Below are 18,327 nucleotides of genomic sequence, written 5' to 3' on the forward strand. Positions count from 1 at the left end.
TTGGAAGGTTGTTCTGTCATCGTAGTATCCGTGTAAATAAAATGTAGTTCACTTATCTAGACGCGCTCGAACCGGAACATTTCGCTCAGATAGTCTCCTGATGTGCTGCCTACCGAAATACCGCCATACATGAGGGCATCGCCGGTAAAGGTCTCCGATCCGCCTTTCAGACGGTAATCCGCATTAGGGTCCAATCCTTTCAGCTTCAGGCGCTGAAGTGGCGCATTGGGCTCAGAGAGCACACGGAAGTAGAATACAACAGCTTCGCTTCCGTCCGGTGCAATAAACATCCACGCCGTCTCATTGCCTTCAAACGGACTGAGCAAACGGCGGAATGTTCCATATTGAACCGTTCCACGAATCTCCTTGTACAGCTCAACCTGGGCTTTCACGATGTCGTTCTCTTCCTCCGTGAATTTTGTCAGGTCCAGCTCGTACCCGAAGTTGCCCGACATCGCAACATGTCCCCGAATCTCAAGAGAAGTTATCCGGTTGACCTGATGATTCGGTACCGCTGAGATATGCGATCCCATCGAACTTACCGGGTACACAAGACTCGTACCGTATTGAATCCGCAAGCGGGATATGGCATCCGTGTTATCACTTGTCCACGTCTGTGGCATGTAATACAGCATACCTGGATCGAAGCGGCCACCACCACCTGAACAGCTTTCGAACAGAATGTTCGGGAACGCCGAAGTGATTCGTTCCATAACATCATACAGTCCGAGCATGTAACGATGCGCTGTCTCACGCTGTCTATCTGCCGGAAGCAATGCAGAACCCACTTCCGTCATATTGCGGTTCATGTCCCATTTCACATAAGTGATTGGTGCAGAACCAAGTACGTCTGTTAACATGCGCACAATCTCATCACGTACATCCTGACGAGAGAAGTCGAGTACCAGTTGTTGACGTCCTTCTGTCCGGCGACGATCAGGCACATGCAGACACCAGTCTGGGTGCGCACGGTACAGCTCACTGTCTGGTGAGATCATCTCTGGTTCAAACCACAAACCGAACTGCATGTCGAGACCTGTTACACGGTTAGCCAGATCATCCAGACCCTGTGGCAATTTGTTCTTATCTACAATCCAGTCGCCCAATGAGGAATTGTCACTGTCCCGATGTCCAAACCAGCCATCATCCAAGACAAACAACTCAATACCCAGCTTCTGTCCGGCGCGAGCGATCTGCTCAATCTTGTCTGCATTGAATCCAAAGTAGGTTGCTTCCCAGTTATTGACCAGAACCGGACGTTCCGCATTACGGAACTTACCACGCGCAAGACGCTCCCGATACAATTCGTGGTAGGACTGTGACATGCCGTCCAAACCTGCAGCCGAGTACACCATAACCGTCTCAGGTGTCTGGAACGCTTCTTGCGGCTCCAGCTTCCAGCTGAACTCGAACGGATTAATTCCGAGTGACACACGGGTGGTGTGGAACTGATCCACTTCGGCCTGTGCAGTGAAGCTACCGCTATAGACGAGACTGAATCCATAAACTTCACCTTGGTCTTCATCCGTGCCTGGTGTCATCAGCGCAATAAATGGATTCTGCTGGTGACTGCTTGAACCGCGACGGCTCTCAATCCCTTGCAGGCCTGACGCAAGCGGTCTGCGAACGATATCACGTTCCCGTGTCCATGCACCTGACAATTGCAACAATTCATAATCCGCATGCGGGAAATCAACAGAAGAACTAAGCGCACGCACCACATTCACTGAGGTAGCGCTCTCATTAACGATACGCATCGAGCGTGTAATTGCATTAAATGCCGTAAAGGCTGTATAAGAAAGCTCGATTTTGATGCCTGCAACGCGGTCTTCCAACTCAATAACCAGCGTCTCTGCTTCTTCATCGGATTCAACATACGTTGCTGGCAGTCCGGTAAGCGCTGTCTTTCCTTTGATCAATCGATGACCTGTATACGTAAACTCCGAAACCGTCGAGCCATTCTCAAGTTCCAATTGGATAGCCGGATTACGGAAATCACTTGTGCCATACACGGGTAGTTCCACTGCCAATGTATCAAATGAAATTGTACGGTCCTCTGGTACCGGGTTCGGACTGAAAGATGCTCGTTCTGTCCGTACATGCAACCAGCTCAGATCGGTGTCGCGTAATTTTTTGCCATAATACAAATGCACCAAATATCCAGAAGGCAGTACCTGAAATACGTAACTGGCCTCGCGGGTCTGTAAATGAAACTGAAGTTTCTCCTGATTCTGATTGATGTAAATGCTCATATGTCTCCTCCACCTCTATATATAGGTCTTTCGGTAAACGGTTTCTCAGGTTTCATTATAGCGAAAAGATCGCCAATGTTCTACGCTTTCATCAAGCTTTAATCAAAAGAGCGCATAACAGCCCGAAGGATGTCATACGCTCTTTTGGTTACAGTCTGAATTCAGTGTGTTCCCTTACAGGAACATCCATTGCCAACGAACAGCAGGGCAGCGTACAAGACGCTGGTTGCTGCCTTAAAAATCGATTAAACCAAGGCTGATCTGTAAGGCTTCGTTGACCAATTTCATGGTCTCCTCGTCCAGATGGGTAATCTTGTCAGTCAGCCTCTGTTTATCAATCGTCCGTATTTGTTCGAGCAAAATAACCGAGTCCCGGTCAAAGCCGTGTGCCGCCGCATCAATTTCAACATGCGTTGGCAGCTTTGCCTTCTGGATTTGGGCGGTGATAGCCGCCACAATACAAGTCGGACTGAACCGGTTGCCGATATCATTCTGGATCACCAGAACCGGCCTGACTCCACCTTGCTCGGAACCGACAACGGGAGAAAGATCCGCAAAAAAAACGTCACCACGTTTTACGATCAATGTCTACACCCCGCTAACTAAGCGGTCCAGAGTGCTGTCCGCATCTTCCTCCGCATGAAAGGCTTCGGATGCCATGGTCAGATTAATTTTTGCCATCTCCATGTACCCTCGCTGCATCGTTTCACGGATGTAACGTTTCTTACGCTCCGTTAAATACAGCTTCATAGCCTGCCTAATCAATTCGCTGCGGTTGGAATTCTCCAGCGCTACGATGCCATCCACTTCCTGCAAAAGATAATCAGGTAAACTGATCATGATCCGCTTGGTGTTCTGCAAGTTGGCCACCTTTCTTCCACCCCCACAAACCTTTCGCCATTGTGAACCAGTATTACGTTTTTCCAGAACTTTTATACAAAGGAATATATATGCCCCGAGTATATCAAGTATGCTGTACTCCATTATAAACACGGGGAACAATATTCGTACAGACCAAACATCTCAATTCAGGAATTAAATCCTTACCGTCATACATAATTCGAGATGCTCCGACAGTTTTCCTTCTGTTCTGAAAAAAAGTTTATTGGGAATGACGTCCAGTTTACCTGTCAGGATGTCAAAAGTGGATTGATTCTGGCGACTACTGCTCCACCGCGGGTATATACCCGTGGAATGCGGTGCGCCATCATGCAGATCACTTCATAAGCAATCGTACCGAGCTGGGATGCCACCTCGTCTGAGGTTATTACGCCACCAGACTGATGACCGATGAGGACAACCTCTTCGCCGACTTGAATTTCTTCCGCCTCTTCCGCGAAAGATTGTAACGACACCATACACTGATCCATGCAGATTGTACCGACGACAGGGACGCGGCGTCCGCGTACAAGCACTTCTGCTTTACCTGTCAGCATTCTGGAGAATCCGTCTGCATATCCGATCGGCAGGGTCGCTATTCGTTCGTAACCTTGCGTAAAATAACGGGTTCCGTAACTGATCCCCCAATGGGGTGGCAGTGTTTTGACCAGAACCGCTTTTGTCTTCAGCGTCAATACCGGGGACAGCTTCACCACCTGATGATTCACTTCAGCCGAAGGATACAGTCCGTACAGGCTTATTCCCACACGTACCATGTCATAGGACAATTCCGGTGTATCAATGGCAGCGGCGCTGTTCGCCGTATGTATAATCGGGATGGAACATCCCTGATCCCTGAGCGCATGAACTACGCTTTGGAACCGTCTATACTGCTCCAGTGTATAGGTTTTGTCTTCTTCATCTGCTCTGGCAAAATGGGTAAACATACCTTCCAGCATCACCTGATTGAGCGAAGCTACTTCCTGAATGAAAGCCAATGCCTCATCGCCAGGCAACAGACCTAATCGGCCCATGCCGCTGTCGATTTTAATATGAACCTTCAGTTGGTTAGCGAATGTGCTCGCATCCAGATGTCGAATGGCGTCAAGCACTTCCCTGCTGAACAGTGTGACGGTCACATCATGTTGCCATGCAACAGCGATTCCTTCAGGCGGCGTATATCCCAGTACCAGGATTGGAATCGTAATCCCATGTTGTCGCAGTTCCAGAGCTTCGTCAAGAAAAGCCACACTTAAGTAATCCACACCCACTCGTTCCAGTTCCCTAGCCGTCTCCACCGCTCCGTGTCCATAGGCATTGGCCTTCACACAGGCGAGGAATTTCATGCCCTGAGGCAATGCCTCGCGGAAAGCTTCTACGTTAGTACACAAATGATCCAAATTGATCTCCGCTTGGGTCGGCCGATATTGTCCTTGCACGTTAAGTCACCTTCTCTAATCATCTTAATCCGGCTCACGTCAGACTCCATCGTAATGCTCCAGCATGTGACTGTCAAATGAACCGAAGTTTCGCATCCAAAAACAGATGTAAGGTGCGCCTTTTGAAGAACAAATGCGAACACAGAAGAAGACCGATAAGCGAGATTAGCAGGGCAAAATCCCACTTTTCACCCAAGCAAAATCTGCTTATATCGATTATTTACCCGGTTCCCTCTGCGTAGAAGCGCATTTTGCTTTATTGAGTGTATCGGGTAAGAAAAACAGCGCTAAATAAATACCTTTCTTACATCAAAGCAAAGCACCGGAGAACAGGTCTCCGATGCTTCTTAGCATTCCTTATGTTTATGCTACTATTCGTTCATTTGTTCAAAAATCATTTGCCTGACTCTTCCTGCATCGATGTTGCAATGCGTGCCATTTCGTTCTGAGGCAGGTCGGCACTGGTGATCCGATATTCTATGCCATCTGTCATCCATGTCAGAGTCTTCAATGCATCCCCGCTGATCATCCCCAGCGTGAATCCAAGATCCACTACACTGGATGGAGCAAGTGATACAGCTCGATCCTGTGGTCTGGCTTCGAATATCGTGTAATTATATGTTCCTTCATAACGAAGCATAACCGAATAGTCTCCCGCTTCTTCCAGAATCTGATCGTCCTTGAGCTGCACGCCTTCCGGCGCATAAGTCGGCTGAATCACGCCGAAGCTGTCTGCCCCTTCCGGTTCTGCAAGTGTCGGCTCTTCGCCTTCCTGACCTGTTGCAGCACCCTCTGTACCTTGCTGCTCTGTGTCACCACCTATACCCGACTGTCCATCAGTGACAGCTCCGTCTGGTTCTGGCGCCGTCTGAGGATTGGCAGGTTCTTTACCGCCCTCATTACCTGTTTGCTCCGCAGGAGTTACACCAGAATCCGTTCCTGTTTGGCCGCCCTCTTTTGTAGCTGCTGTCATGTTACGTTGCATGTCAAAGGCGTCTTTCTCAAATGCAGCACCAAATTTGAAGGAATCAAACTTCACATCCACGACCACATTGGCATTGGAGTCGGATACCTCAACCTGTTTCGGTGCGTAATCACTTTTGTTCAGCCAGATCTTCTGTCTGACGAGTGCATGTGTATTATAATTGGCAGCTACATCAAAAACATAGCTCTCCTTCTCATCCGCAAACTGACGGGTTGTATCCCCCGTAATACTCCGAATCAATGTTTCATAGAGATATACCTGTCCTTGATTATCTGGCCAATTGCTCTGAAAACGGAAGCTTTTGTTCTGGCTCGGTGTCAAAACAAACACGCCTTCATCGTTACGCAGTACAATCTGTGTTACATCCTTTTTGGCATTCGTTAACGCAATACGATAATAGGAAGGCTTCTGATGCCATACCTCGACCTTGTACTGCTGCGGCGTATCTCCGGTATGCAGCGTCATCACGCCTGCCCCCTGGTAACTTTCCATCTCTCCTACGACTTCGTTCAGATCTTTGACCACAGCTGCCGCATCCTTCTTCCCGCAGGCGGCAAGCAAGACCGATAAGACCAATACCATGGCAAGCATCCATGATATTCGGCGCATGACATCATCCCCTTTAGCACATGTTTTCACTTCAGGATTGTGCTTGCAGCAGAATCCCTACTTGATTAGTACATGTTATGAGGGACTTGTTCGATATATGCGGACTAGTTTGACAAGCAATCGGTGAAGTCCGTTAATACGGCATTGCTACGCTTGCATAGTCCTACCACAACGGAATATACACCGGATAACTCGTATCCTCTTCAGCGGCCCCAGGGCTTCTCTTCACCCACAATCTGCGCAGATCAGGCAGACCATACCCCGCAAGACGATAATCTCTCAGCGAATCATGATGGGTGTGTTCTTCCTTGAAGCTGTATGTGGGCAGAAGCAATGCCTCCTGAATCAGTCGATCTTCTAGCCGAATCAATCTATTCAACCGCTCCGCAGGTTCCTGGATCATGACCACTCGTCCACATTCCTGTTCCAGTTCATGTCTCCAGTAATCATTCATCGCAATCAGGAATAACGTGTTCTGGAAGGTGTACATCGTCACGAGACTCAGCACGACATGATCATTGAAGATTTCTCCTGTATAGATCAGATCACAATCCCCGAACCCATCTTGATAGACTGCATGGATCGGATCTCCCGGCATAATGTTGATATGTAGGCCAATCTGTTTACATCTCTCTGCAAACCAGACCATATCCATCTCCATCTTCTCGCCTTCTTCCACCCACAGACTTAAACTCTGCCCTTGGTAAGAGCTATGACGCAATAATGCTGAGGCCCGCGCCAGTGAGGTCTCCACGAAAAGGTCAGGAACAGGTGTGACCGAACATTCTATTTGTTCCGATTGCTGTTTCCATGGCTCCCCTTGATCTGAACCCACCTTTAAAGGTTGCTGTTCTCGTCCTCGAATCAGACTATAGGCAGCCTGCGTGTTCGTGCTTCCGAGCGCTTGCGACAACTCCTGCGCATTCAATAGCTGTTGAACAGCCCGGCGAAAATTCACCTCATGCTGCGGCCCTTCCTTCTGCATATTAAACGTCATATACATGCCACCCTGCATCTCATGCTGCACGGCACGAGGCTCCGCATCCGGAAATATATTATGCTTGATGACGGACTCCACCCTCCCAGAATGGGGAAGTTGCCATATTTCAACGCGGTCAATATAGGCTCGGCCTCGGAAGTAGGAAGGGAATACTTCCAACACAAGCAGCTTGGAATCATGACGCGTCAACCGATAAGGTCCTGTTCCAATCGGATGGAGCGGATTCATCTCCACATCTCTCGGCAAGATCGATGCAGACATACTACTCATCAGATCCGGGAACATGAAGTTAGGCTTGTTTAACACAAAACGTACAGTCAATTCGTCCAACGTCTCTATGCGCTCAATAGATCCAAACAGAGGCCTGCACGGGTTACTATTGTCAGAGATAATACGATCAAAGGTAAACTTCACGTCCTCTGAATCCAATATTCTGCCATGATGAAAGGGTATACCTTTGTGCAGATAAAAGGTCCATTCGCTCCCCTCTGAATGACTCTCCCATGCCACAGCCAGACTCGGTTCACAGACCTGGTGTTCAGCATTATAACGAACCAAACGATCAAAAACCTCCGCAACAATAAAAACTTCTCCCCACATGGCCGTCTGCGTGGGATCCAATGTCTTAAAAGGGATATTCCGTGGAATCCGCAATGTATCCACTCGTCCTCTGTCCCCTCCATTCGAACGCAGACCAAATTGATGCTGCATTTGCTGCATCAGATGTTCTCTCATCGTAATTGGTAAGGTGGCGGCCAGTTCATAGGCGTCCTCCATCCTGTTCCCATCCAGGAGATGGTCAAATCGTTCACGCGCCACTTCAAGCAACGGGACACAAAATACCAGCATCGATTTTTTGCCTCTTCCGCGCTGCGGGTTCCACCTGACCCATCCGTTCTCCTTGAATTTGTTCATAATGAGGTTCATATTGCGCATGGTACAACATAAAAGATCGGCAAGTTCACCTACCGTTGTAAGTACTTCTTGTTCATCATGTACATGTGGAAAGTTTAATCGCAGTTGAATGTAATGTTCTGATACGTCCATATATACCCTACCTTCTGCTAAAATACGAAATCCATCCGGATGCTTCTACAGTTTTTCTTCAGGTTTTCCTCCATTATACTCAGTAACATCAACATGACCTGTGGGAAGGAAGAACAACGATTTATGAAATACGCCGATCTGCACCCGAACATCAGGATACGTATCATTACTGATTTTTTCACCGATCTGACCCAAAAGTCCATCATTCCATTCATGGCGATCTATCTGAGTATTCAGATTGGCGCAGGTTTGGCGGGGTTATTGCTGACGGTCAATATTGTGGCTTCCATGATTGTGGGATTGTGGGCAGGATATTGGTCTGACCGAATTGGACGAAAAAAATTAATGGTGATCGCACAAAGTCTCCAAGTCATGGCTCTACTCGGCTTGGCCATCGCCAATTCGCCGTGGATGGATTCGATCATCGTCACTTGCCTCATGTTTCTGCTCAGCAGTCTCAGTTCAGGGATCACCGTGCCGATTGCTAATGCCATGATTGTCGACGTGAGCAGTGAACATGAACGTCATTATGTATATGGGTTGCAATATTGGACAACAAATGTTGCTGTAACTTTTGGTGCACTGATGGGCGGGCTGTTTTTCGAATCATTTCGTTTCCTATTGTTCAGTCTGGTATGCCTTGAAAGCCTAGCTACCCTGTTTATTTTGATCTTTATGATTCGTGAAACAATGGATAAACGTGAATTAGGTTATGGCGATACTCCCATCCAGAGGAACATACTGAAAACGTACTGGGCGGTCTTTCAGGACAAACGTTTCATGATATTTTTCACGGCTACTGTACTTGCAGTCTCCCTGGAATTTCAGTTGGATAAATACATCGCTGTTCGTCTAAAAAATGAATTCACCGCCCAACTGTTCGGCTCAGATATCTCAGGTCTGCATATGTTCAGCCTGATCATGGTCATTAACACCGTTATGGTCGCTTTGGTTGCCATTCCATTCTCCAGATGGATAGGTCGCTTCCAGTCCCGATCTATTATGACTGTTGGTATGCTCCTCTATACCGCAGGTTTCACCGTACTTGCTTTCAGCAACTGGGCCTGGTTACTCATCTCATCCGCTATATTGCTAACGATTGGAGAATTGATGTACGCCCCTGTTCGTCAGGTCATGCTCGCGGGCATGATTCCAGATTCGGACCGTGCTGCCTATATGGCTGCTGACGGGTTGAGTTACAACGCCGCTGCCCTTCTCGGCAGTCTCGGGTTAACCATTGGAGCCTTTCTGCCCTCCTATGCGATGGCTGGTCTGTATATCTTGATGGGGCTTGGAGCGCTCATCTTTTTCCGAATGTTACTTCGGAAGGCAGAGGAACAGAATCAACATCTGCCGTGTGCAGATGCATCTTGATTTCACTTTTCTGGCAACTTTTCCGAAAACAAAATAATCATCCTAGGGAGCCCAACTGGCTCTCTTTTTCATGTCCACTATCAACGTTTATAAGTAAATGATCTTTAACATTTTGTATATTATAGTTTACATTTAGTCAAATATCATGTACATTGGGTTCATGGAGGTGAGCAAGTGGAAGAATTACACAATCACGTTCGGGAGTTACGAGCCAGAGACCGGATATCCCAAGCAGAACTGGCCAAACTCATTGGTGCATCCCGTCAAACCATTGCCCTGATTGAGCGTGGAGATTACTCTCCGTCGGTCGTTCTGGCACTAAAAATAGCACATGTATTTCGTGAACCTGTCGAAAAAATCTTTGAACTGAAAGGTGGAGATTAAAATGAAAAATTCATCATCCTCGTCCATTAAAAAGCGGTTGCGTCTTCCCTTGTATGCAGCCGGTGGCGCTGTAGTTGGTTTTCTCGGCGCTAGCGGAGTGAGTAAACTCCCTTCTGACTTGAACTGGACGCTGTCCGTGTATTATGACTATGATCTTTTATTCGCAATCCTGGCGGCTCTTGTGGTAGTTATGACGGTGTGGAACATCTTCAGTCTCTCCCGCACGCCATCTGTCCCTCCCATGGAAGATGATGCTTATGGAGATTCCGATTCACTCATCTCACCCGCAGAGCGCTCCCTCGGAAAAGCGATGATCCTCAGCGGATTCAGCGTTATTCTTACGTTTACCTGGGCAGCACTTGCCTTGTCCTTGTATGCATCCAACCGAACCATGCCGAATTCTCCAGAACTGTTCAACCTCTTGAATTTTGTTGCTTCGTGTATCTCTATTATCATCGTTGTGGTCGTGCAAACTCTGACTGTGAAGCGATACAACCGTTATTATCCTGAGCGCACTCTGGATCTGAACTCGCGCAACATGAAGAAGGATCATTTTGAGAAGCTGGATGAAGGCGAGAAATGGATTGTCTATCGCGCAGCCTATCGTTCTTTTCAGATGATGAATGTACTTCTTGGTGTTGGAATGGTCTCTATGGTTCTATATTCGATGCTCTTTACCTTTGCTCCATTCCCAATTGTGATGCTCTCTGTGATCTGGATTGCCAACATTGGAATCTATTATCGTGAAACCTATCGTGCGAGTAATCAGTAATACATGGGTAGGTAACTATTTTGTAAATATTTTCATAAAGGAGTGTTTGCATGCATTTATCCAAACGAAAGACCCGTTTCAGGTTCACCTCCCTAACAGGAGCTTTTATGGCTGCGGTTCTGTCTCTCAGTCTGTGGGTACCCGCAGTTCAGGCGGAGACCGCGACTCCAGTAGCTGCTGAACAAGGAAAGACGAAAGCGCTGACAACTGAATCGGCTACAGCTTTTCTGGATTCATTCTTCGATTCACCTGAGGCAAAACCCCATTATGTGGGAGCCTCCGTTGTTGTTGTGAAGGATGGCAAAGTTCTGGCGGAAAAAGGATATGGCTTCTCCGATGTGGAGAGTAAAACAGCGATCGATCCGAAAAATACGGCCTTCCGTGTAGCCTCTGTATCCAAAACGTTCACTTCAGCTGCTGTAATGCAGCTAGTGGAGCAAGGCAAGGTTGATCTGCAAGCTGATTTTCAGACCTATGTGAAAGGGCTCGAATTCGATAATCCTTTTGACAAACCTGTAACTGTGGAGAACCTGCTCACACACACGACCGGATTCGAGATTCGTGATCCGCAGCAGGAAGACATCCATACTGATTTCGACAAGTACATAGCGATGGAGGATTACGCTAAGCAACACATGCCTCCTGTCGTTCGCGAGCCTGGTAGAGCCTATATGTACGATAATTTCTCGTTTTTGCTGCTTGGCATGATTGTTGAGAATGTAAGCGGTGAGCCCTTTGAAACCTACATGCAACAACATATCTTCAAACCGCTAGGAATGGATAATAGCAGTTTCATGCTGGACAAAAAGTTCCAAAAGCAGCTGGCTACAGGCTATGATGCGGCACACAATCCGCTTGATCTGTACACCATCTCTCCAACACCAATGCCTCAAGGTGGCATGCTGTCTACCGCTGAGGACATCGGGAAGTTCATGATTGCGTTCCTGAATGATGGCGTGAAGGACAACAAGCGAATTTTCAAGGAATCCACAGTGAAAAGCATGGAACAGTACCGTTCTTCCATTCATCCACTGTTACCAAACACCACGTATGGATTCGAAGCTGCATTCCAGCTTCCCGGAGCAGGAAGTAGTCCAAAAGTTATTACAAAAGGAGGCGACCTGACCGGATTCAGCTCTTATCTCTTCCTTATTCCCGAGCAAAATACAGGCGTTTTCCTGACGTATAATCAAAATGGAGCACTTCGTAATCTGTTCTACCCTGCATTCATTCAGAGCTTCTTCCCACAATATGCAGAGCCTGTACAGTTCAAGGATTACACGCCGCAATCCGCAGCTGAGCTGCAACGCTTCACCGGATTGTACGCCGATCTTCGACTTAGCACGATTGTAAGTTCCCTGAAAGGTGGCGGGGATCAGCCAGGACAACTGAGCATTAACGATGTATTCCTAGGTCAACGCAACCTGATTCAGGTGGAAGATAATCTCTTCAAAGATGAATTGACTGGTCAATTCACAGCATTCAAAGAATATGCAGATGGCACCACATACATGAAAGAACCTTACCTCAACCCTATGGGTTATGAGAAAAAAGGTCAAAAGCCTATGGGCTTCCGGGATGTTCGTGAGAACAGTCCTTATGCTGAAGCCATCTACGCCATACAATCTCTTGGATATTATGAGAATGATGGCAACAAGTCTTTCCAACCAAAAACAGGTGTAACACGAGCTGAATTTATTGAGAACACCCTTAAACTGAGTGGATTGAAGCCCAGCAAAACTACGCCTCCTGCTGACACCGACTGGGCAGACCATACAGCGGCCGGATATATTCAACTCGGATATGAGTTGGGTATGATTACTGGCACGGACGAACAGCAGTTTAAGCCGGATCAAGTGATTATCCGACAGGAAGCAATGGTCATGATGTGGAGAATTATGCAACTGCAATATCCTAGCGAACTGTTTAATGATGTGAAACTTGCGGGGCACACAGATGCATGGGCTGTACCAGCCATTCAGATGATGGCGAAGCTTGGTATCCATGGACCCGAGGTGAAGGTAATGGAGGATGGTTCTGTTGATTTCCTTTCCCGCAAACCTCTGATTCGTCAGGAAGAGGCTGCGATCATGTATGCGCTGCTTACCCAACCAACAGATCAAATCGTCGCTGAACTGATGGCTGCTCAGCAGCCGCAAGCAGAACCTGCTGAAGAAGCCGAAGCTCCAGCGGAGGCATCTGAAACTGCACCGGTTCCAGTACCAGCGCCGGTCCCTTCTGTGACTTCAGCACAATAAAAATAAAATATCTTCATACCGATTAGATTGATCATGCTTATGATGCAAGAAAAAACAGGCTTGTTCAGAAGGATACGATCCTTCTTGAACAAGCCTGTTTCGTAACTTTTCATAACTTATTATAGCGATCTGTTACTAAGTTATATCCGTCTCTATTCGATCAACGAAGATACATGGAGGTTCCCGTTGCGCTCATCAAACTTGGCTGCAGCGGTCTGAGCATGCTCCGCAAAGTAATCGGCCAGCTTGAGCAGGTCGCCCGGGTCACCTTCATACGGGAAGGATGCTGGCAGACGCAATCGGTATTCTGGAGATTCTTCCACCCAGCGGCGAAGCAACGATGCTGCTCTGGCATAAAACAACATTTTGGCGTAAGGATCTTCATGATCAGCAGCAAACACCAGTGTATCCTCCAGCACATCAATGCCTTTTGCCGGATTCGTACGTGTGAGATAATCCATCTGCTCCGCAAAACTCTGCACAAAATCGTTCTGGCCTTTGATCAGGCGATATCCCTTGGTCTGATGTTTATCTGCTTCCGCAGTCCGCCCCAGTCGATATAGCGGCATCAAAATTTCAGATAAAGTCAGATGGGGAATCTCCGCACAGCTCATACGCCCTTTCAGGATAGGCTGTGCCGCCACCAACACCTTCTCATCGTCTCCTTTTAACAAGAAATATCGCATAATCTCATCCTGCTCACAGGCTTCGCAGTCACTCATAAAGTCACGATCCATCGTTCTGAATCGATCATAACTGCGTCCCGCTTCCTTCAGCTCCCCAAAATCCATAAAGATCCGGAACCGATAATACCAGTAGGAGCGTTCGCTGTAACCGTAGGACTTGAAGCGCCGTCCGAAATCCTCCAACAGCTCCAGGATCTTCTCGCGTGATATTTCCGGGAAGTCGGGCATCTTGCCCAATATCCATTTGTACGACCACATTAACGTTTCTTCATCATATTCTTCGGGCTGTTGGTCGAACTTGCCCAGCTGCCAGGAAAAAGCAATCAGTGCTTTCATCGGATAACCACAGAATGTTGCTGTCTCCACAATCTCCGATCTTGCTTCATATGCCTCTTCCTCCATGCCGTTCACATCGGCAACTCTTGCCGCTTCCTCCAGCATACCAAGCTTCGCCGGACCATTGGGCAAACCATAGGCTTCGTCCATCAGTTCTTCAAAATCCATCTCTGTCTTCATCAGGCTTCCCCCTTACGATCTGTATTTGCACGCAAACCCCAATCAATAAAACGAACAATGCCCTGATTTAACACTTCAAGCTCCTGCTTGCTCATGGCATAATGCCCCATCATCAGTGCATTGACGTATAACATTTCGATGGCAATCGGTGTCATCTGGTCATCCGGTGATGTCAGTACCCGCTGAATGATCGGATTACTCACGTTCAAATACAAGGTTGAGTACCCTGCTGAACTCATGCCAGAAGACAATGAACCCAGAACAGACGAGAACAATTCCGTACTCTCCTCGCTTGCTTTTTCAAGCGCACGAAGTGTTGAGGATTCCTGAGACAGCGTGAACAACACCGGCAGATCCGATGGCTTAAATCCTTTCACCTCAGCCCGACAACGGAAGCGCTGTAAGGCAGAATCGGCCAGTCGCAACGCATCATAATACTGATTACGCTCAGCGGGTGGCACATCGGTGAAACTCATCGAGACCTGATCCGGCTGTAGCCGCTCCGTGTGTACGTTGTGCACGGTCATCGGCAGTGTCGCCATCAAATCGCTGTCATAAATATAACCACCGTTAATTACCAGCATCGATTGTGCGGAAGCTACATGATGAATCTGACGGTACTCATCAACAGAGGACGTGAAATACAATGTCTCTCCTTCATCAATTAACTCACCCAATTCACGGTGACCCCTCGTACTCTCAAATGGCAACCAGCGATGAATCATCGCGTAGAATGCTTGATCCTGCACAGCCAATGCCTTCATGGACAGAGCATGCAGACGAATCAGCTTCTGAAGCCGTTCCGTCTGGCTCTCAGCCATGTCGGCCAGTCCCTTGCGAAGTGCGTCTCCGAGTTCGGAGCGAACTTCCTCCAGCTTCTCATTTTCATAGAAATGTTCCCGTGATGCCGTCGGTTGAAGCTCATCTGTCCAGATCAGACATTTCACGAAGAAAGCCCACTCTGGCAAAATGTTCTCAGCCTTCTCCGAAATCAGCATTCGCTTCAGGTAAACCCGGTGAGAACGCTTGGCATTCAGATTAACCGCGTGTGGCAGTACAAAAGCAATACCTCCGGTACGGCCTGAAGCTGTCGTCAACGGAATGAAGTCTTGGAACTGCTCACCAAGCAGACGTTCACCAAATGCCAATACCTCCGATCTGCGTGAACGTGCGAGTGCAGGGTCCATCAGCCAGATCGGGGTCTCGCTATTCACCACATGTTGCACGCCGTCATGATAAAGCGTGACCGGATACGGCAATAATGCTCCGTAATAGAACAGAGCTTCTTTCACATAATCCGGTTCAAAGTAGTGCGCCGCGTCCGGTGTGCAACGCAGATATACTTTGGTCCCCGGGGACAGCTGTGTGTCCAATTGTCGAATCGTATAGGTGCCATCCGGCTTGCCCCGCCACTCCATCGAAGGGCCGCCCTTCGCGGATTGCGTCAGCATGACAATTTCGTGACTCACCATGAAACAGGATAACAACCCAATCCCGAAACGCCCGATAAACGAAGTCTCTCCATCCAGCAGCGCTTGCTGCCCCCTCTTCGAGGATTGTCCAATCATCGCTAGGAATTCATGGATGTCAGCTTCGGTCAAGCCGATGCCGTTGTCCTCCACCATCATGGTGAGTTGCTCACCTGTTCCCGTTAGTTCAACACGCACTTCACCCTGATACCCTGGCTCCGCCTCCGTTCGTGCGGTAATCGCATCCGTCGCATTCTGCATCAGTTCACGCAAGAACACCTTAGGACTGCTATATAGATGATTGGATAAAATCTGGATCATCCCGCTCAGGTTCACTTGAAAACGATATTCATTGGATGCTGTCATGACTCACTCACCTTCCTCTACGTCCAAACACAATATGTACCCATACGATGTATTCATATAGATGTGTTAGACGAATTCATTATGTAATCGTTAAAAACAGACGTTCCCCGTGACAGGCACGCCACACAACATCACGTCAAGCCGGCCCTGGATAACCAAGACCGGCGTTATATGCATATTTCAGTCATTCATGAGACATATGGCCTTATCTTCCATTACCACGTTATGAATAGCAATGAAACGGATGTTCTACCCTAAAATAAGGATACATGTTACAAGGCAGAGTGAAAACAAACCTGAGACCCGATTTCAGACAGACTTCAGGGTAATTGTGCATCCAACATTCGGGACTATTGAAGGAGGAATATATCTTTTTTGTCGTCCATTTGAACGATATCAGCCTACCACACGTATAATCTCCAAACTCAGATCGGATGGTGAATATACATGATCGAAGTACGCAACATATCCAAGCAATTCAAGGTGCATCAAGCACTGGATGATGTCAGTTTTACAGTTAAACAAGGCAGTGTCACCGGGTTGATTGGACCCAACGGTTCGGGCAAAACCACACTGATCCGTATCATGAATGGGGTCTTGGGCGCTTCCGGTGGACAGGTAACCATTAACGGATTGGACGCCGCTCGTGAGGCGGAGAAAGTACTGGCCATGTGCGGCACCCTTACCGAGCAAAGTGGATTATATGAAAATATGAGCGGGCGTGACAATCTGACTTTCTTCGCAGATGTTTTTGGCCTGAAGCATGCCAATAAACGAATTGACGAGCTTGTAATTCTGTTCGAGTTGCAGGATTATCAGCATCGAAAAGTCGGCACTTATAGTACAGGCATGAAGAAACGCTTGGGCCTTGCACGAGTACTCTTGCACCGTCCTTCCATCCTGTTTCTGGATGAACCCACCAATGGCCTGGATCCGGATGGAATTCAGATGGTGCTACGCATTATCCGTCAGTTAAATAAGGAAGAAAAGATGACAATCCTGGTCTCATCCCATGTGCTGTCCCAACTGTCAGCCGTCTGTGATCATTATATTTTCATGGAAAAGGGGCGCATCGTGGAGGAAGGCACGGAACAGGAGATTGTTAGCCGGTACCTGTCCACTCCGAAGCTCGAAGTAGAAGCTGATATGCCAGAAGGATGGCACACGGCAACCGACTTTACACCTGAAATAATCTCCGCACATCAAGCAGTATTTCAGCTTACATCGCGTGAAGATATTCCATTACTGCTAAGACAATTAACGCAGCACGGTCAAGTCTATCAGGCCCGCATCACGGGCAGTGATCTGGAAAGTATCTATTTTGCCATAAGGGAGGAACACCACCATGAATAACCGCCAAGCCATACGTGCACTGGTACGTAAAGATATTCGGTCCGTCACAGCCAGCGTTCAGCTCTGGTTGCCCATGTTGATCGTTCCACTGATTATCGGAATCATTATGCCCTCCGCCCTCCTGTGGGCGGCCTCCAGAATGGAACTTCGTTCTCTGGGCAACATCAGCTTTCTGCTCGAATCATTGGATGCGTTAACCCATGGTGGACAGATTCCTCAGCTTGCTTCCATGCCTACAGATAATCATCGTATTGTCTATTACTTGGCCATGTATATGTTCGCTCCCTTGTTTCTCATTATTCCGGTGATGGCCTCCAGTATTCTGACGGCCAATAGTTTCGCTGGTGAGAAGGAACGCAAGACGCTGGAAGGATTGTTGTTCACACCGATCAGCATGAACACTCTTTTTAAAGGCAAAGTGCTAGCTGCCCTGATCCCTTCCATTCTATTATCCTGGGTTACTTTCCTGATCTATGGAATCATAGCCAATATTCTGATGTACCCCATGTTTGGAACGTTGATGTTTCCCAATCTGAACTGGATCATACTTGTCGTGTGGGTTGTTCCCGCTTGCAGTCTTATGGTCATTTTATTAAACGTCCTGATCTCGGCCAAGGTCCGTGGGTTCCAGGAAGCCTATCAACTCGGCGGATTAATTGTCCTTCCCCTCATCGCCTTAGTCGCTGGTCAAGCCAGTGGCATGCTGCTGATTGGTCCTTGGATGTTACTCATGATTGGAGCAGTGCTCCTGCTCATAAGTGTGATTCTTCATCGTCTGGTCACGTCGTGGAATAGTCGTCAGCAACTGGCGGAAAGTCAGATCTGAATGATGTGGAGTGTAGCGACGAAATTCAACAAACTACACTGTCGCTTCGCTATACAGATTGAGAAATAAATAAGTGCAGGTTATGATGTGGAGATATATGCTATGGGATGAT

At 47.8% G+C, this 18,327-nt stretch carries 14 protein-coding genes; 6 read left to right on the top strand and 8 right to left on the bottom strand.

What is annotated here, in order from left to right:
* Positions 1–56: 56 nt before the first annotated feature.
* From MHB71_RS18265 to MHB71_RS18290, 6 genes are all read right to left on the bottom strand, one after another.
* Positions 57–2,252, bottom strand: coding sequence for an alpha-galactosidase (locus MHB71_RS18265; RefSeq protein ID WP_340027188.1), 2,196 nt, complete (start codon positions 2,250–2,252; stop codon positions 57–59).
* A gap of 234 nt (positions 2,253–2,486) precedes the next feature.
* Entirely contained in the window at positions 2,487–2,837 is a 351-nt protein-coding gene (locus MHB71_RS18270) for a type II toxin-antitoxin system PemK/MazF family toxin (RefSeq protein WP_024630714.1), read from the bottom strand.
* Between the two features lie 3 nt (positions 2,838–2,840).
* Complete coding sequence (locus tag MHB71_RS18275) at positions 2,841–3,122, bottom strand: ribbon-helix-helix protein, CopG family (RefSeq protein WP_017690037.1); 282 nt, start codon at positions 3,120–3,122, stop codon at positions 2,841–2,843.
* Positions 3,123–3,382: 260 nt separating this feature from the next.
* Positions 3,383–4,570, bottom strand: coding sequence for an alanine racemase (gene alr / locus MHB71_RS18280; protein ID WP_340027189.1), 1,188 nt, complete (start codon positions 4,568–4,570; stop codon positions 3,383–3,385).
* Positions 4,571–4,964: 394 nt separating this feature from the next.
* Positions 4,965–6,164, bottom strand: coding sequence for a DUF4367 domain-containing protein (locus tag MHB71_RS18285; RefSeq protein WP_340027190.1), 1,200 nt, complete (start codon positions 6,162–6,164; stop codon positions 4,965–4,967).
* 163 nt (positions 6,165–6,327) lie between these two features.
* Positions 6,328–8,211: an ABC transporter substrate-binding protein gene (locus MHB71_RS18290; protein WP_340027191.1), complete on the bottom strand. Its 1,884-nt coding sequence runs from the start codon at positions 8,209–8,211 to the stop codon at positions 6,328–6,330.
* Between the two features lie 123 nt (positions 8,212–8,334).
* Here MHB71_RS18290 and MHB71_RS18295 point away from each other — a divergent pair, with 123 nt between their 5' ends.
* From MHB71_RS18295 to MHB71_RS18310, 4 genes are all read left to right on the top strand, one after another.
* Positions 8,335–9,585 (top strand): MFS transporter, encoded by a 1,251-nt coding sequence (locus tag MHB71_RS18295; RefSeq protein ID WP_340027192.1) that lies wholly within the window; start codon positions 8,335–8,337, stop codon positions 9,583–9,585.
* A gap of 174 nt (positions 9,586–9,759) precedes the next feature.
* A complete protein-coding gene (locus tag MHB71_RS18300; RefSeq protein ID WP_036669037.1) occupies positions 9,760–9,969 on the top strand; it encodes a helix-turn-helix transcriptional regulator in 210 nt (69 codons plus the stop codon).
* 1 nt (position 9,970) lies between these two features.
* Positions 9,971–10,741, top strand: a complete 771-nt coding sequence (locus MHB71_RS18305; protein WP_076251515.1) for a DUF3169 family protein — start codon at positions 9,971–9,973, stop codon at positions 10,739–10,741.
* Between the two features lie 50 nt (positions 10,742–10,791).
* Entirely contained in the window at positions 10,792–12,999 is a 2,208-nt protein-coding gene (locus MHB71_RS18310) for a serine hydrolase (RefSeq protein ID WP_340027193.1), read from the top strand.
* 152 nt (positions 13,000–13,151) lie between these two features.
* Here the strand turns inward: MHB71_RS18310 and MHB71_RS18315 are convergent, their stop codons facing one another.
* Positions 13,152–14,201 (bottom strand): hypothetical protein, encoded by a 1,050-nt coding sequence (locus tag MHB71_RS18315; RefSeq protein WP_340027194.1) that lies wholly within the window; start codon positions 14,199–14,201, stop codon positions 13,152–13,154.
* Complete coding sequence (locus MHB71_RS18320; RefSeq protein WP_340027195.1) at positions 14,201–16,036, bottom strand: HSP90 family protein; 1,836 nt, start codon at positions 16,034–16,036, stop codon at positions 14,201–14,203. The genes MHB71_RS18315 and MHB71_RS18320 overlap by 1 nt, the downstream gene beginning before the upstream one ends.
* Before the next feature lie 447 nt (positions 16,037–16,483).
* Between MHB71_RS18320 and MHB71_RS18325 the strand changes: the two genes are divergently transcribed.
* Both MHB71_RS18325 and MHB71_RS18330 read left to right on the top strand, forming a co-directional pair.
* Positions 16,484–17,389 carry an ABC transporter ATP-binding protein gene (locus MHB71_RS18325; RefSeq protein WP_340027197.1) on the top strand — a complete coding sequence of 302 codons (906 nt, stop codon included), beginning with the start codon at positions 16,484–16,486 and terminating at the stop codon, positions 17,387–17,389.
* Complete coding sequence (locus MHB71_RS18330; protein WP_340027198.1) at positions 17,382–18,215, top strand: ABC transporter permease; 834 nt, start codon at positions 17,382–17,384, stop codon at positions 18,213–18,215. Before MHB71_RS18325 ends, MHB71_RS18330 begins: the two co-directional genes overlap by 8 nt.
* Positions 18,216–18,327: the final 112 nt, after the last annotated feature.

This window comes from Paenibacillus sp. FSL H7-0940 (assembly GCF_037979415.1).
Lineage (GTDB): Bacteria > Bacillota > Bacilli > Paenibacillales > Paenibacillaceae > Paenibacillus > Paenibacillus amylolyticus.

Bases quoted from the DNA above. Each gene is read 5' to 3' on its own strand.
- MHB71_RS18265 (WP_340027188.1), bottom strand. From the start codon at position 2,252: ATGAGCATTTACATCAATCAGAATCAGGAGAAACTTCAGTTTCATTTA.
- MHB71_RS18285 (WP_340027190.1), bottom strand. From the start codon at position 6,164: ATGCGCCGAATATCATGGATGCTTGCCATGGTATTGGTCTTATCGGTC.
- MHB71_RS18290 (WP_340027191.1), bottom strand. From the start codon at position 8,211: ATGGACGTATCAGAACATTACATTCAACTGCGATTAAACTTTCCACAT.
- MHB71_RS18295 (WP_340027192.1), top strand. From the start codon at position 8,335: ATGAAATACGCCGATCTGCACCCGAACATCAGGATACGTATCATTACT.
- MHB71_RS18305 (WP_076251515.1), top strand. From the start codon at position 9,971: ATGAAAAATTCATCATCCTCGTCCATTAAAAAGCGGTTGCGTCTTCCC.
- MHB71_RS18310 (WP_340027193.1), top strand. From the start codon at position 10,792: ATGCATTTATCCAAACGAAAGACCCGTTTCAGGTTCACCTCCCTAACA.
- MHB71_RS18315 (WP_340027194.1), bottom strand. From the start codon at position 14,201: ATGAAGACAGAGATGGATTTTGAAGAACTGATGGACGAAGCCTATGGT.
- MHB71_RS18320 (WP_340027195.1), bottom strand. From the start codon at position 16,036: ATGACAGCATCCAATGAATATCGTTTTCAAGTGAACCTGAGCGGGATG.
- MHB71_RS18325 (WP_340027197.1), top strand. From the start codon at position 16,484: ATGATCGAAGTACGCAACATATCCAAGCAATTCAAGGTGCATCAAGCA.
- MHB71_RS18330 (WP_340027198.1), top strand. From the start codon at position 17,382: ATGAATAACCGCCAAGCCATACGTGCACTGGTACGTAAAGATATTCGG.